Here is an 18368-nt window from a genome sequence, read left to right as displayed (position 1 = left end):
TGGGTGAGGCCGCGGTGGCGGTGCGGCGACGGCGGTGGGTGCGGACGCGGTGGTGGGGTGCGGCCGCGGCGGTTGGGCCGGTTGAGGGCCCGTGCCGGTCGGCGGTGCATAGCGCTGCCGGTGGAACACCGCCGGGCCGGTAAATCGCGGTGGTTCGGCCGGTCGAGGGTGACTTGACGATGGAGTTCGGCCTACACCGCGGCTGGCCGGATGAACGGGCGGGCCGCGGTGAAGCGGTTGGTTCGGGCGCGGACGCTCGCATGAGCTCACGGTGTCGAACGTGGCCTGGGTGGTTTGGTCGCGATGCGCGCGGTGGCGGCGACGCTCGTGGGCGGCGCTACAGGTGGGTTTTGGTTTTGGGCGCAACCACTTACGCAGGTCGCGCGGGTGGGATGAGCGTTCTGGACGCGCCAGCGGCCAGCTCAGCCCGCCCGCGCCCTCGGCGGGAGCGACGGTCTGCACCCACCACCCCGCTACGACATCGCCTTTGAACCTCGGCCCTTGACCTTGACCATCCCGTCACCCCGCTACGACGTCTCCTTTGAAGTTCCGCCCCTGACCTTGACCATCCCATCACCCCGCTACGACATGGCCTTTGAAGTTCCGCCCTTGACCTGTCCCTACGACATTGCCATCGAAAGCTTGCTCTTGATCTTCGAGGCTTTCTGACGATGTCGCTAGTTGTCGCATCGTTGTCCGGATTACGGGACGTTTTGCCGACAGGGCGATAGCCATATGCCCCCACCCTGAGGAAGCTTTCCTGCATGACGGGCGTGACGGGGTTTGATCGGACTTCGGTGCGGGACAGCGCTGAGCTTTTGCGCGTCAAACGGCTTGAGTTGTCGAGTTTGGCCATTCCGGCCGGGCGGGGCTGGAGTCCGTTGCAGCAGAAGGTGACCGAGGCGCTGGACGGGCATCCGGGTGGCATCGGGGAGGTGGTCAGCCGGCTGGTGACTGTGCAGGCCATTCTGGACGAGTTGCCGCCTAGCCGGGCCGCCAACCGGGTGTCGGCGTTCAACGAGCTCTACCTGAAGATCACGCGGCGGGTCGAGGCGGCGTTGGTCAGTGGGGTCAACTCGCCCGATTTTCTCGAGCTGCTGGATGTGGAGTTCGCTAAGCGTTACTTCGACGCGCTCACGCTGTGGAACAACGACGACGAGGAGACTCCGGACGTCTGGGAGGTGTTGTTCAAGCGGGCCGGCGATGTGCGGATGAGCCGGTTGACCGCGGCCATGCTGGGTGTCAACGCGCACATCAACCACGACCTGTCGCTGGCCCTGATCGGCACCTGGAACGAGCTGGGCGCCCCGGAGGCCGGCGACGACGTGATCGACCCCGACTATCTGCTGGTCAACGAGATCTTCTATGAGGAGATCCCGCCGCTGCGGCGGGGGTTCTCGACGCGCTGGCAGATGGAGCTGGACGAGCTGGTCGGGCCGCTCGACGACTGGAGTCAGCGGATCCTGGTCACCGTCACCCGGGCCCGCGCCTGGGATCAGGCCCGGCGGCTGTGGCTGCTGCGCAACGACGCCGAGGACTTCGAGCAGGCCCGCCGGACGATGGATCGGGCGGCGTCGCTGGTCGCCGAGTGGGCCATCGCGGGCGACCGGCTGGTCACGAGCACCGGCGACTTTCTGCGGAAGCTGACTAGAGACCGTCCTCCGGGTTGAGCCGCGGCCGGTAGGCGGCGATCCACACCTCGACGTCCCGCGCGTCCCAGACCTTGCCCATCTCCAGTTCCTGGTAGGGGTCGGGGAAGTCCTTGCGGGTGATGATCTGCTGGACGCGTTGCCGGCTCACGCCGAGCCTGCGGCGGATCTCGCCGGCGCCCATCAGAACGACCTTCTCCATGTCGCGAGACTAATCGGCACGACTAGTTGTCGCGGCTTCTTGCACATTGACTAGGCAGTTGGGGCGAGCCAGCCGCGCAATGTGGCGAACGCGTCGTTGCCCTGGGCGACCTCGAGCGAGAGGTCACCGATGGTCACCGCGCCCAGCGCGGCTCGCCACGCACGGTCAGCGGCCGACATCACGCGCGCGATCGGGCACGGCGTCAGGCATTCCTCGGGCGGGGTGGCCAGCGGGCCCCGCTGCCGGATCTCGGTGCAGGTGAAGGCGGGCTGCGGGCCGTCGACCGCCTCGACCACGTCGAGCACGGTGATCTCGGCGGCGGGGCGGGCCAGCTCGTAGCCGCCGGCGTGCCCCTGGGCGGAGCGGATCAGGCCGGCCCGGGACAGCGCCTGCAACTGCTTGGCCAGGTAGCTGCCGGAGACGTCGTGCAGTTCGGCCAGGCGGGCGGCGGGAACCGGCCGTTCGGCCGCGCTCAGCACGACCGCGCAGTGCAGGGCCCACTCGACTCCGCCGGACATCTTCATGGTCACAGCCTACTTGACTCGGACAGGAACCATCCGAGTAGAGTTCCGGACAGCAGTTGTCCGAGTTGCGAACGCGAGGAGCGGGTCATGAAGGTTGTCGTCGTCGGCGGGAGCGGCCTGATCGGGCGCAAGCTGGTCGGGCTGCTCGCGGCCGGTGGGCACGAGGCGGTGCCGGTGTCGAAGTCGACCGGCGTCGACGTGATCACGGGGGAGGGGCTGGCCGAGGCGTTCCGGGGCGCCGACGTCGTGGTCGACGTGACCAACGCGCCGTCGTGGGGCGACGACGAGGTGCTGGCGTTCTTCAGCACATCGGCCCGCAACCTGGCCGCGGCCGAGCAGCAGGCCGGAGTGCGGCACCACCTGGCGCTGACCATCGTGAACGCCGAGACCATGCCGGACAGCGGCTACATGCGGGCCAAGGTGGCCCAGGAGCGGATCATCATCGAGAGCGGCGTGCCGTACACGATCGTGCGGGCGACCCAGTTCCACGAGTTCGTGAGCATGATCGCGGACGCGGGCACGAGCGGCGACGAGGTACGGGTGACCACCGCGGCATTCCAGCCGGTGGCCGCCGGCGATGTGGCCGCCCTGCTGGCCGAGCTGGTGGATCAGCCGCCGCTCAACGGGATCGTGAACCTGGGCGGCCCCGAGGTGCAGCCGATGAGCACGTTCGTCCAGCGCTTCCTCGAGGCCACGGGCGACACCCGGACGGTGATCCCGGACGCGGCGGCCGGCTACTTCGGGGCGAAGGTCGACGACTCTTCGCTGACCACGCGTGACGGCGCCCGGATCGGCGCCACGGCCTTCTAGAGACCGAAGACGTGGCCCAGGCCGGTGACCTCGATCGCCTTGCGGACCGGGGGTGACGGCTCGGCCAGGGTCAGGGTGACCCCGCTGGCGGCGGCGCTGTTGCGGGCGCTGACCAGCGCGCCCAGCCCGTACGAGTCGATGAAGTCGAGCCCGGCCACGTCGATGCGCAGGTAGCGGCAGGCGGGGTCGGCGGCGATGGCGGCGAGCTGGTCGCGCACGGCGTCGGCGCGGTCGAGGTCGAGCTCCCCGCTCAGGGCGGCGACGACCAGGCCGTCGGCGTCGGCCGGCTCGTGCACGATGGTGGCGTCCAAGGGCATCCGCCCAACCTACCCGCGGACCGCCACATCAGCACGGCGAGAGATCAACTCGGGCCCGCCGCCAGCGCCTGGTGCACCGAGCGCACGGCGCTGGCCCCCTCGCCGACCGCCGCGGCCACCCGCTTCATCGACGACAGCCGCACGTCGCCCGCCGCGAACACCCCCGGCACGCTGCTCTCGAACGGCAGCGGCCCGCGCCCCACCCCGGTCCACCGGTCCCCGAGCTGCACGTCGGTCGGCACGAACCCCCTCTCGTCCAGGGCGACGCCGCTCAGCCAGCCGGTGGCCGGGGTGGCCCCGATGAAGCAGAACAGCCCGAAGCACCCGCACGGGTCGGCATTCAGCGTGATCTCTTCGAGGCGGTGGCCGCCGGTCAGGCCGGTCACCTCGGTCGAGGTGCGCACCGTGATCCGGGGATCGGCCAGCACCCGCTCGACCAGGTAGTTCGACATGCCTTTGCCCAGGTCGTCCCCGCGTACGGCCAAGGTGACCTCACCCGCGTGCTGGGCCAGATAGAGGGCCGCCTGGCCGGCCGAGTTGGCGCCGCCGACCACCGTCACCGGCAGGCCGGCCACAGCGCGCGCCTCCAGCCCGGTCGCGGCGTAGTAGATGCCCGAGCCGACGAAATCGGCCCACCGGTCGAGCGGCAGATCGCGGTACGAGGCCCCAGTGGCGATCAGCACGGTCCGGGTGACCACCTCGGCCCCGTCGACCAGCGTGAGTACGTGCCCCTCGTCGGAGCGGCGCATGCCGACCACGGCGCACGGGCTGGCCAGGTGCGCGCCGAACTTGAGCGACTGCACGACCGCCCGCGCCGCCAGCTGCTCGCCGCTGAGCCCGAACGGGAAGCCGAGGTAGTTCTCGATCCGGGAGCTGGCCGCCGCCTGCCCGCCCGTCGCCACCGAGTCGAGCAGCACCGTCTCGAGCCCCTCGGACGCGCCGTAGACGGCGGCGGCGAGCCCGGCCGGTCCGGCGCCCACGATGGTCAGGTCGGCCACGCCCTTGGGCGTACGGCGGTAGGTGAGCCCGAGGCGGTGGCTGAGCGCCCGCGGCTCGACGTTGCGCACCGTGGCCCGCGGCAGGACGGCCGCCGGCAGGTCACCCTCGGTGAGCCCGGCCGCCTCCGCCGCGGCCCGCCCCTCCGGAGTGTGCTGCTCGATCCAGCGGTGCGGCAGCGCCTGCCGGGTGAGGAAGGTGCGCAGGGCCAGCCCGACGCCGGTGGCCTCGTCCGCGATGACGGCCAGGTTGCGCCCGGCCCGCGACACGAGCAACTCCCGGCGGGCCAGGAACGAGCGCAGCAGCAGGTCGCTGAGCTCGGTGTCCTTGGCCATCAGGACCCGGAACTGCTCGGCCGACACCCGGTGGATCAGCCCCGACGTGACCACCCGGGCCGACAGGATGCGGGCCTGCCCGGTGAGCAAGTTCATCTCGCCCACGAACTGCCCCGCCTGAGCTCGCAGGGCCGCCCCGTCGGTGGCGTCGCCCAGTCCGACCTCGATCTCGCCCGACTCGACGAGCAGCATGTCGGCGTCGTCGTCGCCCACGTCGAACACGAGCCGGCCCTCGACGATCTCTTCCGGACGGCCGTAGGCGGCGGCCCGCGCGAACTGGGCCGCGTCCAGCGTCGGGAAGGCCGCGCGGGCCAGGTCCTCGGGATGGTCGCCGAGTTCGGGGAAGGCTGAGATCACCACGCCGCCGATGCTGCCATCGGGGCCGGGGCCGGACAATCCGTCGGCCGACTGGGGTGGGGCGTCGCACGTCACTCGGGACCGATCCGGTATGGTTCTCCCAACGCGGACGTAGCGCAGCTGGTAGCGCATCACCTTGCCAAGGTGAGGGTCGCGGGTTCGAATCCCGTCGTCCGCTCTTTTCCGACAGAAGCTTCCTGCTCACGCGGCATTAATGTGAGCGGATGGCGGCGCGAGTGGCGGTCTGGGTCGCTCATCTGAGCGCCCCGATGGTGGGTCTCTGGCTGCTGCTCGCCCAGCCCCGGCTCGACGTCCGCTGGCAGCACGAGCCGTCCCACTTCTGGCTGGTCCTGACCGTGGCGTTGATCAGCTTCGGGCTCGCCCTCGTCATCAACCAGGCCGCCCGGCGCCGCGACGACACGCGGTTGCTGCTGGTCGCCCTGTCGTTCCTGGTCGCGGCGGCCTTTCTCGGGCTGCACGCGGCGGCCACCCCGCAGGTGGTGCTCGACGCGCGCAACGCCGGCTTCGCGTACGCGTCACCCGTCGGCCTGACTCTGGCGGCGGTCTTCGCGGCGGCCAGCGCGGCCGACTTGTCGGTGGCGGGCGAGCGGCGGTTGCTGCGCTGGTCGGGGTGGCTGCGCGGGGGCGTGCTGGCGGTGGCCGGGGCGTGGGCGGTGGTGTCGCTGACCGGGCGGCCGCCGCTGAACCGGGTGCCGGGCGCCGACGGGGGAACGCCGGCGATCCTGCTGGCCGCGGCCGGCGTCATCCTTTTCGCGTACGCGGCAGTTCGTTACTACCTCCTCTATCGGCGGCGCCGGGCGGTCATGCTGCTGTCGGTCGTCACCGCGTACGTCCTGCTGGCCGAGTCGGCGCTGGCCATGGGGTCCGGGGTCAGCTGGCACGCGTCCTGGTGGCTGTGGCATCTGCTGATGGCAGCTGGGTTCGGCTATGTCGCCTACAGCGCCTGGGTGCAGTACCGCAACGAGGGCGCGGCGTCGGGGCTGTTCGCCGCGGTGGGCCGGGACGAGACCGTACGCCAGTTGCGGGCCGACTACAGCGCGGCGCTCGAAGGTTTGGTCGAGGCGTTGCACAGCGGCGAGCAGGGCGCGCTCACCGAGGGTCGGATGGCCGCCGCCACCGAGCGTGTGGCCCGGCGCTTCGAGCTCACCGACGGTCAGGCCGCCGTGCTGGGCCGGGCCGCGGGCGCGCTGGCCGCCGAGCGGGATCAGATCCGCAAGCTGGGCGCGCTGGTCGCCGTCGGGCACGACGCCCGGGTGATGGTGGCCGACTTTGAGCTGCTGCGCGGGGCGGTCCGCCGGGTCGCGTCGGCCTTCGGCGATTACACCGTACGGGTCGGTCTGGTCGAACAGGACAGGCTGGTGTTCCCGCCGGTGCTGGCGGCCGGTCCGGGCGCCGACGAGGTGGTCGAGGTCCACACCGTACGGGCGGCGCAGGCCACCCTGGCCGGAGCGCACGAGAAAGACGACGACGGAACGTTGTACCTGCCCTTCCTGGTCAAGGGCCACCCGGCCGGCGTGCTGATCGCCGCGCACGCCGGCCCGGTCCCCGAACGCGACGCCGCCCTGCTCACCTCGCTGGCTGCCCAGATCGCCATCGCGCTCGAGAACGCCCGTCTCTACCGCCAGCTCGACGTGCTCTTCCGGCAGTACATGTCGCCCGACGTCGCGACCGCCCTGGTCGCCGACCCCAGCCAGGCCGCGCTGGGCGGCGCCGTTGTCGAGGTGACTTCGCTCTTCGCTGACCTGCGGGGCTTCACGACCTTCTCGGAACGCTCGTCGCCGACCGAGATCGTGGACATGCTCAACCAGTACTTCGACGTGGCCACCCGGGCCGTGCTGGACGAGAACGGCACCGTCGTCCAGTTCGTCGGGGACGCGCTGATGGCCCTGTTCAACGCGCCGGCCCGGCAACCCGACCACGCCCTGCGCGCGGCCCGGGCCGCCCTGGTCCTGCAGCGCGAGGTGGACAAGCTGGCCCGGCCGGGGTGGCCTCGCTTCCGGGTCGGCATCAACACCGGGGAGGCGCTGGTCGGCAACATCGGCGGCGAGGCGCTGCGCAACTTCAACGCGATGGGCGACGCGGTCAACGTGGCGGCCCGGCTCGAGACGCAGGCCACCCCGGGCCAGGTGGTGATCGGCGCCGCCACCCGCGACCGGATAGGCGACTGCGCGCTGGTCACGCCGCTGGGCGACCTGATGGTCAAGGGGCGGCTCCAGCCGGTGCCGGCCTTCGTGCTGCACGGCCTGCGAGGGGAGAGCCCGTGGTCCATGAGCCTGGTCTCCTGACCCGCACCGACCCGCTGCTCGCCGAGAGCGACCGGGCGGACCTGTTGGCGATCGGTCGGCGGCGCCGCTGGCCGGCCGGGGCGACCCTGTTCAGCGAGGGCGACCGGTCGACCACTGTGGTGCTCGTGCTGACCGGCCGGGTCAAGGTGTTCTCGCTGACCGAGCAGGGCGGCGAGGTGCTGCTGGCCATCCGGGGGCCGGGCGCGTTGCTGGGGGAGATGTCGGCGCTGGACGGCGCCCCGCGCTCGGCGTCCGTGTCGGCCCTGGAACCCCTCGAGGCGTACGTCATCGGGGTGGCCGCCTTTCTCGATTTTCTCGGTTCGCACCCGGACGCGGCGGTGCGGATCATCCGGATGATCGTGTCCCGGCTGCGCGACGCCGACCGCAAGCGCGTCGAGTTCGGCACCTACGACGCGCTGGGCCGGGTCGCGTTGCGCCTGGCCGAGCTGGCCGACCGGTTCGGGGCTGACGCCGACCACGGCGTACGGATCACTTTGCCGCTCAGCCAGGATGAGCTGGCCGCCTGGACGGGTTCCTCGCGCGAGTCGGTGACCAAGGCGCTGCGGACGCTCCGCCGGCAGGGGATCATCGAGACCAGCCGGCGTTCGGTGTCCGTGCTGGACCTGGACCGGCTGCGCGACCGCGCGAAGTGAGTCCACTCCGCGCGGCCGCCTGGTGTTTGATTACGGAAGTTCGCAGCTGATGCGCAGGTCGCCCGGGTTCGAGAAGCAGGTGTCGGTGCCGGCGCCGCCGTTGTTGGCGTCGTTGGCGTTCACGCCGTCGAGGCTGTTGAGCCGGTCGTTGCCGGCGTCGCCGAACAGCCGGTCGGCGCCGGTGCCGCCGACGATGTTGTCGTTGCCGAGCCCACCGCGCGAGACGTCGTTGTTGCCGTCGCCGCGCACGTTGTCGTTGCCCGTGCCGCCGAGCTGACTGTCGTTGCCCGCGCCGCCGTTGACGGTGTCGTTGCCGGCGCCGCCGTCCTGCCGGTCGTTGCCGGTTCCGCCGGAGAGGATGTCGTTCCCGGCGTCACCGCGCTGGTCGTCGTTGCCCGCGCCGCCGGTCACGGAGTCGTTGCCGGCCCCGCCGAGCTGGGTGTCGTTGCCGGCGTCGCCGCTCAGCCGGTCGTTGCCGGTGGCGCCGGACTGGGTGTCGTTGCCGAGCCCGCCGGACAGGCTGTCGTTGCCGGTCCCGCCGAACTGACGGTCGTTGCCGCTGCCGCCGACGAGGATGTCGTTGCCCGCGTCGCCGAACTGCGTGTCGTTCCCGGCGTCGCCGCTCAGCCGGTCGTTGCCGGCGCCGCCGCGTTGCAGGTCGGCCCCCGCGCCGCCGACGAGGGTGTCGATGCCGGTTCCGCCGCTTTCCACGTCGTTGCCGAGCCCGCCGTCGAGCCGGTCGTTGCCCGCGCCGCCGACCAGAGTGTCATTGCCGGCGTTGCCGTTGATGGTGTCGTTTCCCGTGCCGCCGGTCAGGTTGTCGTTGCCGTTTCCGCCGTTGATCGTCGAGCGCGTGCTGGTCCGGTTGACCACCCGGTCGTTGAGGTTGCCGGAATTGATGACCATCCGCACCACATTGTTCGACGAGCAGCGGATCGTGTTGGCGATCGCCGTGCAGCCGGCGCCGGCCACCAGATTGTCGCCCGAGTCGCGGACGAAGAAGAAATTGCCGACCCGGTCGACCGTGATGTTGTTGGCCCGGTTGGCCGAGGCGTTCACGACCAGCGCGTTGCCGGCCTTGAAGACGTTGGTGGTGGCGTGGGCCGGAGCGGACAGGACGAACGCGGGCGCGGCGCCGGCCACGGCCAGGACGGCTAGTCGGAGCATGCGGCGTCGTCCGGTCGCGTTCTGCAGTGGATTCATTTGCTTTCTTCCCCCCTGGAAGGTCTCGCGCCCTTGCCGGGCACCGCTGAACCTTCGCAGCCGGAAGGGGCCGCGGTGGAGGAAGAATGACGCGTGCGAACTCGTAAAATTGCCTGGGGAAAGTGTCACCTGATTGCTGGTCGGCGCTTTCTTGCGCCTTCTTGCTACTATTCCGCTCGCGATTCATGGTCGCAAGTGTTTAGACGCGGAAGGCCGAGACCACGCTGCGCAATTCGGACGACATCCGAGCCAGATCGGCGGTGGCCTCCTGCGTCTCGGCGACGCTCTGGCTGGTCAGGCGGGCCGCCTCGGCCACCCCGGTGATGTTCTCGGCGATCTCGCCCGCGCCGCTGGCCGCCTCGCTGACGCTGCGGTTCATCTCGGCCGTGGTCGCCGTCTGCTCCTCGACGGCCGAGGCGATCGTCGTCTGGAAGTCGCTGATCCGCTCGATGACCAGCGAGATCTCCTCGATCGCGGCGACCGCGCCACTGGTGTCGGCCTGGATGGCCTCGACCCGCTTCGAGATGTCCTCGGTGGCCCGGGCCGTCTCCTGAGCCAGGTCTTTCACCTCGCTGGCGACGACGGCGAAGCCCTTGCCCGCGTCGCCGGCCCGGGCGGCCTCGATGGTCGCGTTCAGCGCGAGCAGGTTGGTCTGCTCGGCGATCGCGGTGATGGTCTTGATGACGTTGCCGATCTCGGCCGACGACTCGCCCAGCTTGCCCATGGTGGCCGACGTGGTGGCGGTGACGCTGACCGCCTCCGAGGCGACCCGGGCCGCCTCGGCCGCGTTCTGCGAGATCTCCCGGATCGACGCGCCCATCTGCTCGCCCCCGGCCGAGACGCTGTCGACGCTGCGCGAGACCTCCTCGGCCGCCGCGGACACGGCCAGGGCCTGGGCCGACGTCTCCTCGGCGGTGGAGGCGATCCGGGTCGCGGTGCCGGTCATCCGGTCGGACGCGCCGGCCAGCGAGGCGGCCGACGCCTCGATGGTGGCGACCGTGGCCCGCAGGCGGGTCATGGCCGAGTCGAGCGACCGTCCCATGCGGCCCGGCTCGTCGGCGGTGGTCAGTCCGGTCGTACGGGTCAGGTCGCCGTCAGCCAGGCCGTCACACACGACGGTGACCTTGGCCAGCGAGCCGACGATGCGCCGGGCCACCCAGAAGCCGAGAGCGATGGCGAGGCCGAGGCCCACGACCATCATGATGATCGCCCGGTTCCGGTTGTCGGTGTAGCCGTCGTGGGCGGCGTCGGCGTTGCGGGCGGCGTCCGCCGTCTCGTCCTCGTCGAGCGCCGCCACCGAGGCGGCGATCTTGTCGAGGATCGGCATGGCCTCGTTGTCGCGGATCGTCGCCCACTCCTCGAGGGCGTTGCGTTCGCCGGCCGGCAGCAACCGGGTGCGGGCCACCTCGAGGTAGGCGTTCCAGTCGGACTGGAGTTGCCTGATGACGGCCGGGTCGCCGGCCGGGGTGCTGTTCAAGTACGCGGTCATGGCGGCAGCGAAGGCGTTGGTGTCGTCAGTGAACTGCGCGGTGAACTTCTGCAAGGCCGCGTCGGTCGTCGACAGCGCCTGGTTCGCGGTGTCCAGGCGGACTTCGCTGACCTCGGCCCGCACCTGGCCGACGGCCCGGATGCTGGAGACGTTGCTCTGATAGATGAGCTGCGCCGACGCGCTGACGTTGCTGAGCGCGACCAGGCCCATGATGCCGACGACCAGCGCCACCAGCGACGCCACCGACACGGCGGTCAGAACCTTGACGCTGACGCTGAGGTCGTCGAACGACCGCCTTCTGACGCTCGCCGCGGTGACCGGCTCGGTCAGGGCTAGCACGCTCATGTCGCTCTCCGTCGGGTGCGATACCGGCAGCTTCCCTTTCACTATCGCGAAACATTCTCGGCAAAGCGGCACGTATCGGAAATGTATTGACGCTCAGGATCAACGGGCGGCGATCGCCGTGGCGGATGGGGCTCCTGCGCCAGCCGGCATGAGAAATGGTGAAGGAGGATTCGCCGTGCCGTTCCCGCGTTCCCTGTCCATTCCTGTTCTCGAAGGCGATCGCGTACGCCTGGATCGTCGCCGCCGAGTGGCCGGCGTGCCGGGCGCGTCTCGGCCACCTCGCCTGAACCGGGCCCGGGGTCACAGGTAGAGCGAGGCCAGGCGGCCGACCATGGCGAGCACCACGACGACCAGGACCACGCGGACGAAGCCGGCGCCGCGTTTGAGGGCGGTGCGGGCGCCGAAGCGGGCGCCCAGGATGTTGCAGACGGCCATGGCCAGGCCGAGCTTCCACAGCACATGGCCGCCGGCCGCGAAAACCAGCAGGGCACCGAGGTTGGTGCCGACGTTCAGAATTTTCGCGGTGGCCGAACTGGAGACGAAGTCCAGGTTGAGCAGCGCGGTGAAGGCGATGATCAGGAAGGTGCCGGTGCCGGGGCCGAAGACGCCGTCGTAGAAGGCGATCAGCGTGCCGGCCAGCAGGACGGCGGCCAGGCGGCGGCGCCATGTGCGGGACGGCTCGGCCACCACCACGCCGAAGTTGGGGCGGGCGACGACGAAGGCCAGCACCAGCAGAAGCAGCACCATGACGGCCGGGCGGAAGTACTCGGCCGGGATGTGTGAGGCCGTCAAGGCGCCGACGGCCGAGCAGGCGACCGCCAGGGCGGCGGCCGGGCCGGCTATCCGCCAGTCGATCTTCGTACGCCGGGCGTACGTGATGGCGGCCGAGGTCGTGCCGCAGATGCTGGCCACTTTGTTGGTGCCGAGCGCCGTCACCGGCGGCAGGCCGGGCAGGCCGAGCATGAGCGCCGGCACGAGCACCAGCCCGCCGCCGCCGACCACCGCGTCGACCCAGCCCGCCGCGGCGGCCACGGCCAGAAGCAAGATGATGTATTGCCATTCCACGTCCGGATGTCCCCTTCTCAGTCGGGGATCATCCTGCTGTAATGGCTTTATGCATCTCAACCCTTACGGCGAGGATGCGGTGCGGCTCGCCCTCTCCCTGGTGACCGACCCACCGGCCACCGACGACGGGCTCGTTGCCCGCTGCCTCGAATACGACCTGGTCATCGAGCTGCCGGTGACCTCCTGGGACAGGGAGGCGACCGCCGAGTTCCTGGCCGAATGGCTCACCGTGATCGACGCCACCGTGCCCGCCGAGCGGGCCCGGCGCCTCAACGACCTGCTACGGCTCGCGTCGGCCTACCCCCGGCTGACCGACCACGCCGAGAACGGCTGGCACATCCACTACCGCGACCCCGACCAGCCGCTCGCCTCGATCCTGCGCACGCTGATCAGCGTCGGCACGGCCCTGCACCTGGCCGGCCGGGGCATGCACCGCCTGGGCCGGTGCGCCGCCGACGGCTGCGGCCGCCCCTACGCCGACTTCAGCCGGACCGGGAAGCAGACGTACTGCTCCCCGGCCTGCGCCAACCGCTCGGCCGTCCGGCGCCACCGGGCCCGCGCCCGGTGACCGGGCTCAGGCGTTGGCCTGCTTGACCAGCTCGGCGACCGTCTCGGGGCTGAACGGGCTGCCCGGGAACAGGGCCAGCCGGTCGAGCGGCATGCCGCCCAGCAGCTCGAACTCGCCCTCGCCGCCGGCCGCGGCCACCAGGGGACTGTCCGGGGCGGCGGCGAACGCCTCGCGCAGCAGCGCGGCGCCGCGCGGGTCGGCCATCCACTCCGAGACCGTCGAGTCGGCGGCCAGCGGCCAACGGGAATCGGGGGAGCCGGTCACCGCGACGGTGGCCGTGGTGCGCAGGTCGCGCGACGAAGCGCCGACGGCGAACGCGTACTCGCCCTCCTCGACGACCCAGCGGCCCAGGCGAACGTCCCAGTAGGCCAGGTCGTCGCGGGGGATCGTCACCGTTACCGTCCCGGTGGCGCCGGCCGCGATGTCGACGGCGGCGAAGCCCTTCAGCTCGCGCGGGGCACGCCGCACCCGGGAGCCGGGCTTGGACACGTACACCTGGACGATCTCGCGTCCGTCGCGGGCGCCCGAATTCGTCACTGGGACGGTTACCTCGACGCTGTCAGCGCCGGCGATCGCGCTGGCCTCGCCGTACGTGAACGTGGTGTAGGACAGGCCGAAGCCGAACGGGTAGGACACCGCCTGCTCGCGGGCGTCGAAGCCGCGGTAGCCCACGTGCAGGCCCTCGCCGTAGCGCACGTGCCCGGCCTCGCCCGGGAAGTCCAGGTAGGACGGGTGGTCGGCCAGCTTCAGCGGGATCGTCTCGGCCAGCCGGCCCGACGGGTTGACCCGGCCGAACAGGACGTCGGCGATGGCGCTGCCGCCGGCCTGGCCCAGCAGCCACGCCTCGACCAGGCCGGGCACCGACGCGTCCCACGGGGAGGTGCGGACCACGGCGCCGTTGTTGAGGACGACGACCGTACGCGGGTTGGCCGCGACCACCCGCTCGATCAGGGCGAGGTGCGACGCGGGCAGGTCGAGGTCGGCCCGGTCGGCGCCCTCGGTCTCTCGCGTCGTGCCCACGAAGACGACCGCCACGTCGCTGCCCTCGGCCAGCGCGACGGCCTCGGCGATCAGCGTCTCGTCGGCGGCGTCGTTGTCGGTGCGGTAGCCGGGGGCGAACCGCACCGGGGCGGTGGTGACGGCGGTGATCTCGGCCAGCGCGTCGTCGAGCCGGGTCGGGGTGATCTGCGAGCTGCCGCCGCCCTGGTAGCGCGGCGTACGGGCGAATTCACCGAGGACGGCGAGGGACTGGCCCTCCGTACGCAGGGGAAGGATCTCGTCGTCGTTCTTGAGCAGCACGATGGCGCGGGCGGCGATCTCGCGGGCCAGCGCGTGGTGCGCCTCGGCGTCGTACGTGCCGGTGGTCTTCACGGCCTTGTCGACCAGCGCGCGGATGCGGGCCACGGCCGCCTCGAGCACCTCAGCCGGCAGCTTCCCGTCCCGGACGGCGGAAGCCACCAGAGCGTCGCCGGCGTCGTCGGGCCCGGGCATCGTCAGCTCGAGCCCGGCGGCGAGGGCGGCCACCCGGTCGACCACCGCACCCCAGTCGCTGACCACGATGCCCTCGAAGCCCCACTCGTCGCGCAGCACCTCGGTCAGCAGCCAGTGGTGCTGCGACGCGTACACGCCGTTGACCTTGTTGTAGGCGCACATGACCGTCCACGGCTGGGCCTGGGTGACGACCCGCTGGAAGGCGCGCAGGTACATTTCGCGCAGCGTGCGCTCGTCGACGTCGGCGCTGACCGTCATGCGGTCGGTCTCCTGGTTGTTGACCGCGAAGTGCTTGAGCGAGGCGCCGACGCCCTTGCTCTGCAGGCCGCGCACCCACTCGGTGGCCAGGACGCCGGAGAGGACGGGGTCCTCGCTGAAGTACTCGAAGTTGCGGCCGCCGAGCGGGGTGCGCTTGAGGTTGATGCCGGGGCCGAGCAGTACCTGCACGTCCATGGCGCGGCACTCGTCGCCCAGCGCCTCGCCCATGCGGTGCAGCAGGGCCGGATCCCAGGTCGAGCCGGAGGCCACGGCGGGCGGGAAGCAGGTGGCCGGGCGGCCGGCCAGCATGTCGCCGGCGTCGCTCTGCAGCCGGACGCCGTGCGGGCCGTCGGTGAGCGTGATCGCCGGGACGTCACCGGCGGCGGTCGTCTTCCAGAAGGCGCTGCCACTGGTGAGGGCGGCCTGGTCGGTCAGCTCCACGATCAGTCCTTACTGAGTACCTAGTAGGTAATAACTTCGCTGTAACATAACCTCTACGCTGTGTGGCGAACAAGGGGTGAGTGACATGTATCGGCGAGACCGTGCGCGGCTGCCCGCCGCCGAACGCCGCCGGCAGATCGTCGAGGTCACCACCCGGCTGATCGCCGAGCGCGGCTTCTGGGGCCTGTCCATGCAGGACGTCGCCGACGGCTGCGGCCTGACCGTGCCGGGCCTGCTGCACCACGTCGGCTCCAAGGACGGCCTGCTGGTCGCGGTGCTCGACCACCGCGACGAGGAGGACATGCGCGCGGTCGACGAGCAGGCGCCGGGCACCCTGCGCGAGACGTGCGCGGCCCTGGTGCGGCGCAACGCGGCCCAGCCCGAGATCGTCCGGCTGTTCGCCGTGCTCGAGGCCGAGTCGCTGACCCCCGACCACCCGGCCCACAAATACTTCAGCGAGCGTCAGAAGCACACGGTCGAGATGCTGAGCGAGCTGGCGGCCGGCGAGTCGGACGACCCGGGCGCCCTGGCCCGGCAGATCGTCGCGCTCATGGACGGGCTGCAGCTGCAGTGGCTGCGGTACCCCGAAACGGTCGACCTGGTGTCGGAATGGGAGCAAGCCTCGGCGCGGCTGTTCCCCACCTCTTGACATCGCGTCCGCAATAGCGGCATCTAGGCGTATGCCCCGCGGCGTTGCGAGGTCCGCGGGTTACCCCAGCGGACGGGAGTGGGCGACCATGCGGATCAGCGACATTCTCCGGGTCAAGGGCGAAAAAGTGGTGACGGTGTCACCCGAGGCGGACGTGACGGAGCTCCTGGCCGTCCTGGCCGAGCACAAGATCGGCGCGGTGATCGTCAGCCGGGACGGCGACCGGGTCGAGGGCATCGTCAGTGAGCGCGACATCGTCCGGGCGCTGGCCGCCCGCGGCGCGACCGTGCTGACCGAACCGGTGGCCGCCATCCAGACCAGCGATGTGCGCTCGGTGACCCGCGACGCTGTGCTCGACGAGGTGGAGCGCCTGATGACCGAGCGCCGGTTCCGTCACGTGCCGGTCATCGAGGAGGGGTCGCTGCGCGGCGTGGTCAGCATCGGCGACGTGGTCAAGTTCCGCATCGACGAGCTCGAGCACGAGCGCAGCAGCCTCGAGGAGTACATCACCGGGGAACGGGCCTGATTTCCCGCGTACGGGCGTCGAGCACGTCGTCGGCCGGGCATCGGCCCCGCATGACGAAGCGCTCGGTGAACTCGGCGACGGCGTCCCGCAGGTCACGCGGCACGCCGTGCCGGGCCAGGGCGCCGTACGCCTCGACGAAGCACGCCCGCGCGGCGGCGGCCAGCACGGGGTCGGTGAGCGCGTCGCGGGCCGCCCTTTCCCACAACCGGGGCTCGGCGGCCAGCGGCGCGGTGATCTCTTCGGCCGCCGCGGCCGCCCGCGGGTCGTCGAGCAGCACCGACGTCACCGCGACCACGACCCGCCAGCCGTCGCCGGGCTGCCGGTCGGCCACGTCGATCTCGAGGTGCCCGCGCGCGGCCACCGGCGGTCGCAGGGCGTCGACGTGCCGCACGAGGTCGCTCAACCGCGGCCGGGCGGCCTGCCGGAACGGGCCGTCCGAGCCCAGGACGTACGCGGCCCAGGCGGCACGCGGATCGGCGACGGGCAGCAGCACCGGGTGGTTCCGGTGGCGGGACTGGCGGGTGCTGCGCCACCCGGCCGGCTGGCCGTCGAGCAGGGGTGAGTTGGCGAAGGCGGCCGCGAGCACCGGGGCGAGCGTGTTGGCCAGGGCCCAGCGCCGGCTCAGCCCGAGCGGCCCGCCCCCGTCGAGTCCGGCCTCGAGCGACACCCGTACGCCGCCCTCGCCGTTGCCTTGCGGCGCGGAAGCGGCGCCCAGCAGCGGCAGAGGGCTGGCCAGATCGTCGGCCATCCGGGACAGGCAGGCCTCGAGCCCGGGGGAGGGTGGCCCGCTGACGACGGCCATCCGGGGCGACGACGCGGTGAGGAAGCCGTGCCGCAGCACCGGGCGCAGGGCCAACGCAGTGAGCAGGGCGGTTGGCAATCCGGGCGCGCCCAGCGGCAGGTCGACCTCGGCCCCGACGAAGCCGGGCGTGGCCGGCGCGAAGGCGTGCTCGGCAAGAAGAAGGGCGGCGGCCTGCTCGGTCGGTGTGGTCACGCGGCGCCTCGCTGAGGGGTAGCGGTCCGGCGGAAACGCCACACCATAGCATTCCTATCTGCATGATAGGTATTGGCCGTTCATGGTTGGCTGTCGGGATGAGCGGATACCCGACGATCCTCCAACCGGTGCTCGACGCGGAAGACGTGCGCGGTCTGGCCGAGTTCTACCGCCAGATGTTCGGGCTGCACTACCGGCCCGGCGACGAGGTCGAGAACGGCGAGGGCTGGCTGGTGCTGCTGCGGCCCGACGGCAGCCGGGCGCTCGCCTTCCAAGAGGTCGACGAGCTGCCCACGGTCACGTGGCCGGACGGGCCGGTGCGCCAGCAGCTGCACCTGGACACGACCGTGCCGTCCGCGGCCGAGCTCGACGTGCAGCACGAACGGGCGCTCGGGCTGGGGGCGAAGCTGCTGTACGACCGCAGCGACGACACGGAAGAGCCGCTGCGCGTCTACGCCGACCCCGCCGGGCACCCGTTCTGCATCTTCGTCGCCTAGGCCGGGCCCGTCCGCCACGGCTTCAGGCAGTGCTGGACCAGCGCGAGCTGGCGCTGCGGGTCGCCGCGCTCGGCGTCGAGGACGGCGTGCACCTGCTGGCCCACGGCGATCGACAGCAGCACCTCGGCCAGGCAGTCGACCGGCACCGACCGGACGAGCTCGCCGTCGTCGACCGCCTCGGCGAGGTGCCGGCCCACCCGGTCGCCCCACATGTCCAGCGCGTCGGCCTGCCCGGTGGCGATCTGCCGGTCCACGGCCAGCCGCCCCCAGAAGCCGACCACCACCTGCGCCTCGTCCCGCGTCTGCTTGGCCAGCGGGAGGATCTCGCGCAGCGTCGCGTCGACCGCGGCCAGCCCGCGCCGGCCCTCGGTCGCGGCCACGATCCGGGCGTCGGTCCGTTCGAGCACCTGCCGGCACGCCGCGGCCACCACCGCGTCCAGGCTGTCGAAGTAGTGCCAGAGCGCACCCGCCCCGACACCCAGTTCCGCCGCTATAGCACGGCTGCTGGCCGCGGACGGCCCGTCCCTTCCCACTACGGAGAGGAACGCCTCGACGATCTCGACGCGCCGTTGGTCGTGGTCAACAATCTTGGGCAACCGCTTCCTCGCTTCTGTCACACCGCGGCCCTGCCTTCCGCGGCGACGCGCCGGTTACCCCAACCACGCGTGCTTACACGACCGATTTCTGGCGCTG

19 protein-coding genes and 1 tRNA gene are annotated in these 18368 nt (G+C 71.5%); 10 read left to right on the top strand and 10 right to left on the bottom strand.

All coding sequences use genetic code 11. The features are described 5' to 3' along the window. Nucleotides 1-501: 501 nt before the first annotated feature. Both OWR29_RS23350 and OWR29_RS23345 read left to right on the top strand, forming a co-directional pair. Entirely contained in the window at nt 502-669 is a 168-nt protein-coding gene (locus tag OWR29_RS23350; RefSeq protein WP_267565302.1) for a hypothetical protein, read from the top strand. A 212-nt stretch (nt 670-881) separates the two neighbouring features. Further along, complete coding sequence (locus OWR29_RS23345) at nt 882-1670, top strand: DUF5995 family protein (protein ID WP_267565301.1); 789 nt, start codon at nt 882-884, stop codon at nt 1668-1670. Here the strand turns inward: OWR29_RS23345 and OWR29_RS23340 are convergent. Both OWR29_RS23340 and OWR29_RS23335 read right to left on the bottom strand, forming a co-directional pair. Then, nucleotides 1648-1851 (bottom strand): DNA-binding protein, encoded by a 204-nt coding sequence (locus tag OWR29_RS23340; RefSeq protein ID WP_267565300.1) that lies wholly within the window; start codon nt 1849-1851, stop codon nt 1648-1650. The genes OWR29_RS23345 and OWR29_RS23340 overlap by 23 nt on opposite strands. Before the next feature lie 50 nt (nt 1852-1901). Then, a complete protein-coding gene (locus OWR29_RS23335; RefSeq protein ID WP_267565299.1) occupies nt 1902-2375 on the bottom strand; it encodes an RrF2 family transcriptional regulator in 474 nt (157 codons plus the stop codon). Nucleotides 2376-2462: 87 nt separating this feature from the next. On the opposite strand from OWR29_RS23335, the gene OWR29_RS23330 reads away from it, so the two are divergent. Then, the gene (locus OWR29_RS23330; protein WP_267565298.1) at nt 2463-3185 is read left to right on the top strand and encodes an SDR family oxidoreductase; all 723 of its coding nucleotides are present in this window, start codon (nt 2463-2465) and stop codon (nt 3183-3185) included. On the opposite strand, the gene OWR29_RS23325 is transcribed toward OWR29_RS23330, so the two are convergent. Continuing rightward, nucleotides 3182-3502 carry an STAS domain-containing protein gene (locus tag OWR29_RS23325; RefSeq protein WP_267565297.1) on the bottom strand — a complete coding sequence of 107 codons (321 nt, stop codon included), beginning with the start codon at nt 3500-3502 and terminating at the stop codon, nt 3182-3184. The two genes, OWR29_RS23330 and OWR29_RS23325, sit on opposite strands and share 4 nt — an antisense overlap. Nucleotides 3503-3546: 44 nt before the next feature. Then, nucleotides 3547-5193, bottom strand: a complete 1647-nt coding sequence (locus tag OWR29_RS23320) for an FAD-dependent oxidoreductase (protein WP_267565296.1) — start codon at nt 5191-5193, stop codon at nt 3547-3549. Between the two features lie 102 nt (nt 5194-5295). Between OWR29_RS23320 and OWR29_RS23315 the strand changes: the two genes are divergently transcribed. The 3 genes from OWR29_RS23315 (at nt 5296) to OWR29_RS23305 (ending at nt 8149) form a co-directional block, all read left to right on the top strand. Further along, a tRNA-Gly gene (locus tag OWR29_RS23315) sits at nt 5296-5368 on the top strand. Nucleotides 5369-5414: 46 nt separating this feature from the next. Further along, complete coding sequence (locus OWR29_RS48050) at nt 5415-7496, top strand: adenylate/guanylate cyclase domain-containing protein (RefSeq protein WP_324291265.1); 2082 nt, start codon at nt 5415-5417, stop codon at nt 7494-7496. After that, complete coding sequence (locus OWR29_RS23305) at nt 7472-8149, top strand: Crp/Fnr family transcriptional regulator (RefSeq protein ID WP_267565295.1); 678 nt, start codon at nt 7472-7474, stop codon at nt 8147-8149. The genes OWR29_RS48050 and OWR29_RS23305 overlap by 25 nt, the downstream gene beginning before the upstream one ends. A 30-nt stretch (nt 8150-8179) precedes the next feature. Here OWR29_RS23305 and OWR29_RS23300 read toward each other — a convergent pair whose 3' ends face one another. The 3 genes from OWR29_RS23300 to OWR29_RS23290 form a co-directional block, all read right to left on the bottom strand. Next, nucleotides 8180-9316 (bottom strand): calcium-binding protein, encoded by a 1137-nt coding sequence (locus tag OWR29_RS23300; protein ID WP_267565294.1) that lies wholly within the window; start codon nt 9314-9316, stop codon nt 8180-8182. A gap of 235 nt (nt 9317-9551) precedes the next feature. Next, nucleotides 9552-11186 carry a methyl-accepting chemotaxis protein gene (locus tag OWR29_RS23295; protein WP_267565293.1) on the bottom strand — a complete coding sequence of 545 codons (1635 nt, stop codon included), beginning with the start codon at nt 11184-11186 and terminating at the stop codon, nt 9552-9554. Nucleotides 11187-11486: 300 nt separating this feature from the next. Then, nucleotides 11487-12251 carry a TSUP family transporter gene (locus tag OWR29_RS23290; protein ID WP_267565292.1) on the bottom strand — a complete coding sequence of 255 codons (765 nt, stop codon included), beginning with the start codon at nt 12249-12251 and terminating at the stop codon, nt 11487-11489. A 49-nt stretch (nt 12252-12300) separates the two neighbouring features. Here OWR29_RS23290 and OWR29_RS23285 point away from each other — a divergent pair, with 49 nt between their 5' ends. Then, nucleotides 12301-12819 carry a CGNR zinc finger domain-containing protein gene (locus OWR29_RS23285; protein WP_267565291.1) on the top strand — a complete coding sequence of 173 codons (519 nt, stop codon included), beginning with the start codon at nt 12301-12303 and terminating at the stop codon, nt 12817-12819. A 6-nt stretch (nt 12820-12825) separates the two neighbouring features. On the opposite strand, the gene OWR29_RS23280 is transcribed toward OWR29_RS23285, so the two are convergent. Further along, nucleotides 12826-15009 carry a glycoside hydrolase family 3 C-terminal domain-containing protein gene (locus OWR29_RS23280; RefSeq protein WP_267565290.1) on the bottom strand — a complete coding sequence of 728 codons (2184 nt, stop codon included), beginning with the start codon at nt 15007-15009 and terminating at the stop codon, nt 12826-12828. 85 nt (nt 15010-15094) lie between these two features. Here OWR29_RS23280 and OWR29_RS23275 point away from each other — a divergent pair, with 85 nt between their 5' ends. Both OWR29_RS23275 and OWR29_RS23270 read left to right on the top strand, forming a co-directional pair. After that, nucleotides 15095-15658 (top strand): TetR/AcrR family transcriptional regulator, encoded by a 564-nt coding sequence (locus OWR29_RS23275; RefSeq protein WP_267565289.1) that lies wholly within the window; start codon nt 15095-15097, stop codon nt 15656-15658. An 88-nt stretch (nt 15659-15746) separates the two neighbouring features. After that, nucleotides 15747-16184, top strand: a complete 438-nt coding sequence (locus OWR29_RS23270) for a CBS domain-containing protein (RefSeq protein ID WP_267565288.1) — start codon at nt 15747-15749, stop codon at nt 16182-16184. On the opposite strand, the gene OWR29_RS23265 is transcribed toward OWR29_RS23270, so the two are convergent. Beyond that, a complete protein-coding gene (locus OWR29_RS23265; protein WP_267565287.1) occupies nt 16165-17178 on the bottom strand; it encodes a glutamate-cysteine ligase family protein in 1014 nt (337 codons plus the stop codon). The genes OWR29_RS23270 and OWR29_RS23265 overlap by 20 nt on opposite strands. 98 nt (nt 17179-17276) lie before the next feature. Between OWR29_RS23265 and OWR29_RS23260 the strand changes: the two genes are divergently transcribed. Further along, on the top strand, nt 17277-17675 hold the full coding sequence (locus OWR29_RS23260; RefSeq protein ID WP_267565286.1) for a VOC family protein: 399 nt from the start codon (nt 17277-17279) through the stop codon (nt 17673-17675). On the opposite strand, the gene OWR29_RS23255 is transcribed toward OWR29_RS23260, so the two are convergent. After that, nucleotides 17672-18271, bottom strand: a complete 600-nt coding sequence (locus tag OWR29_RS23255) for a TetR family transcriptional regulator C-terminal domain-containing protein (protein WP_267565284.1) — start codon at nt 18269-18271, stop codon at nt 17672-17674. The genes OWR29_RS23260 and OWR29_RS23255 overlap by 4 nt on opposite strands. Nucleotides 18272-18368: the final 97 nt, after the last annotated feature.

This window comes from Paractinoplanes pyxinae (assembly GCF_026626335.1).
GTDB classification, from domain to species: Bacteria; Actinomycetota; Actinomycetes; order Mycobacteriales; family Micromonosporaceae; genus Actinoplanes; species Actinoplanes pyxinae.
Note: the sequence above shows the minus strand (reverse complement) of the source record. Positions and strands in the feature narration are given on the sequence as shown.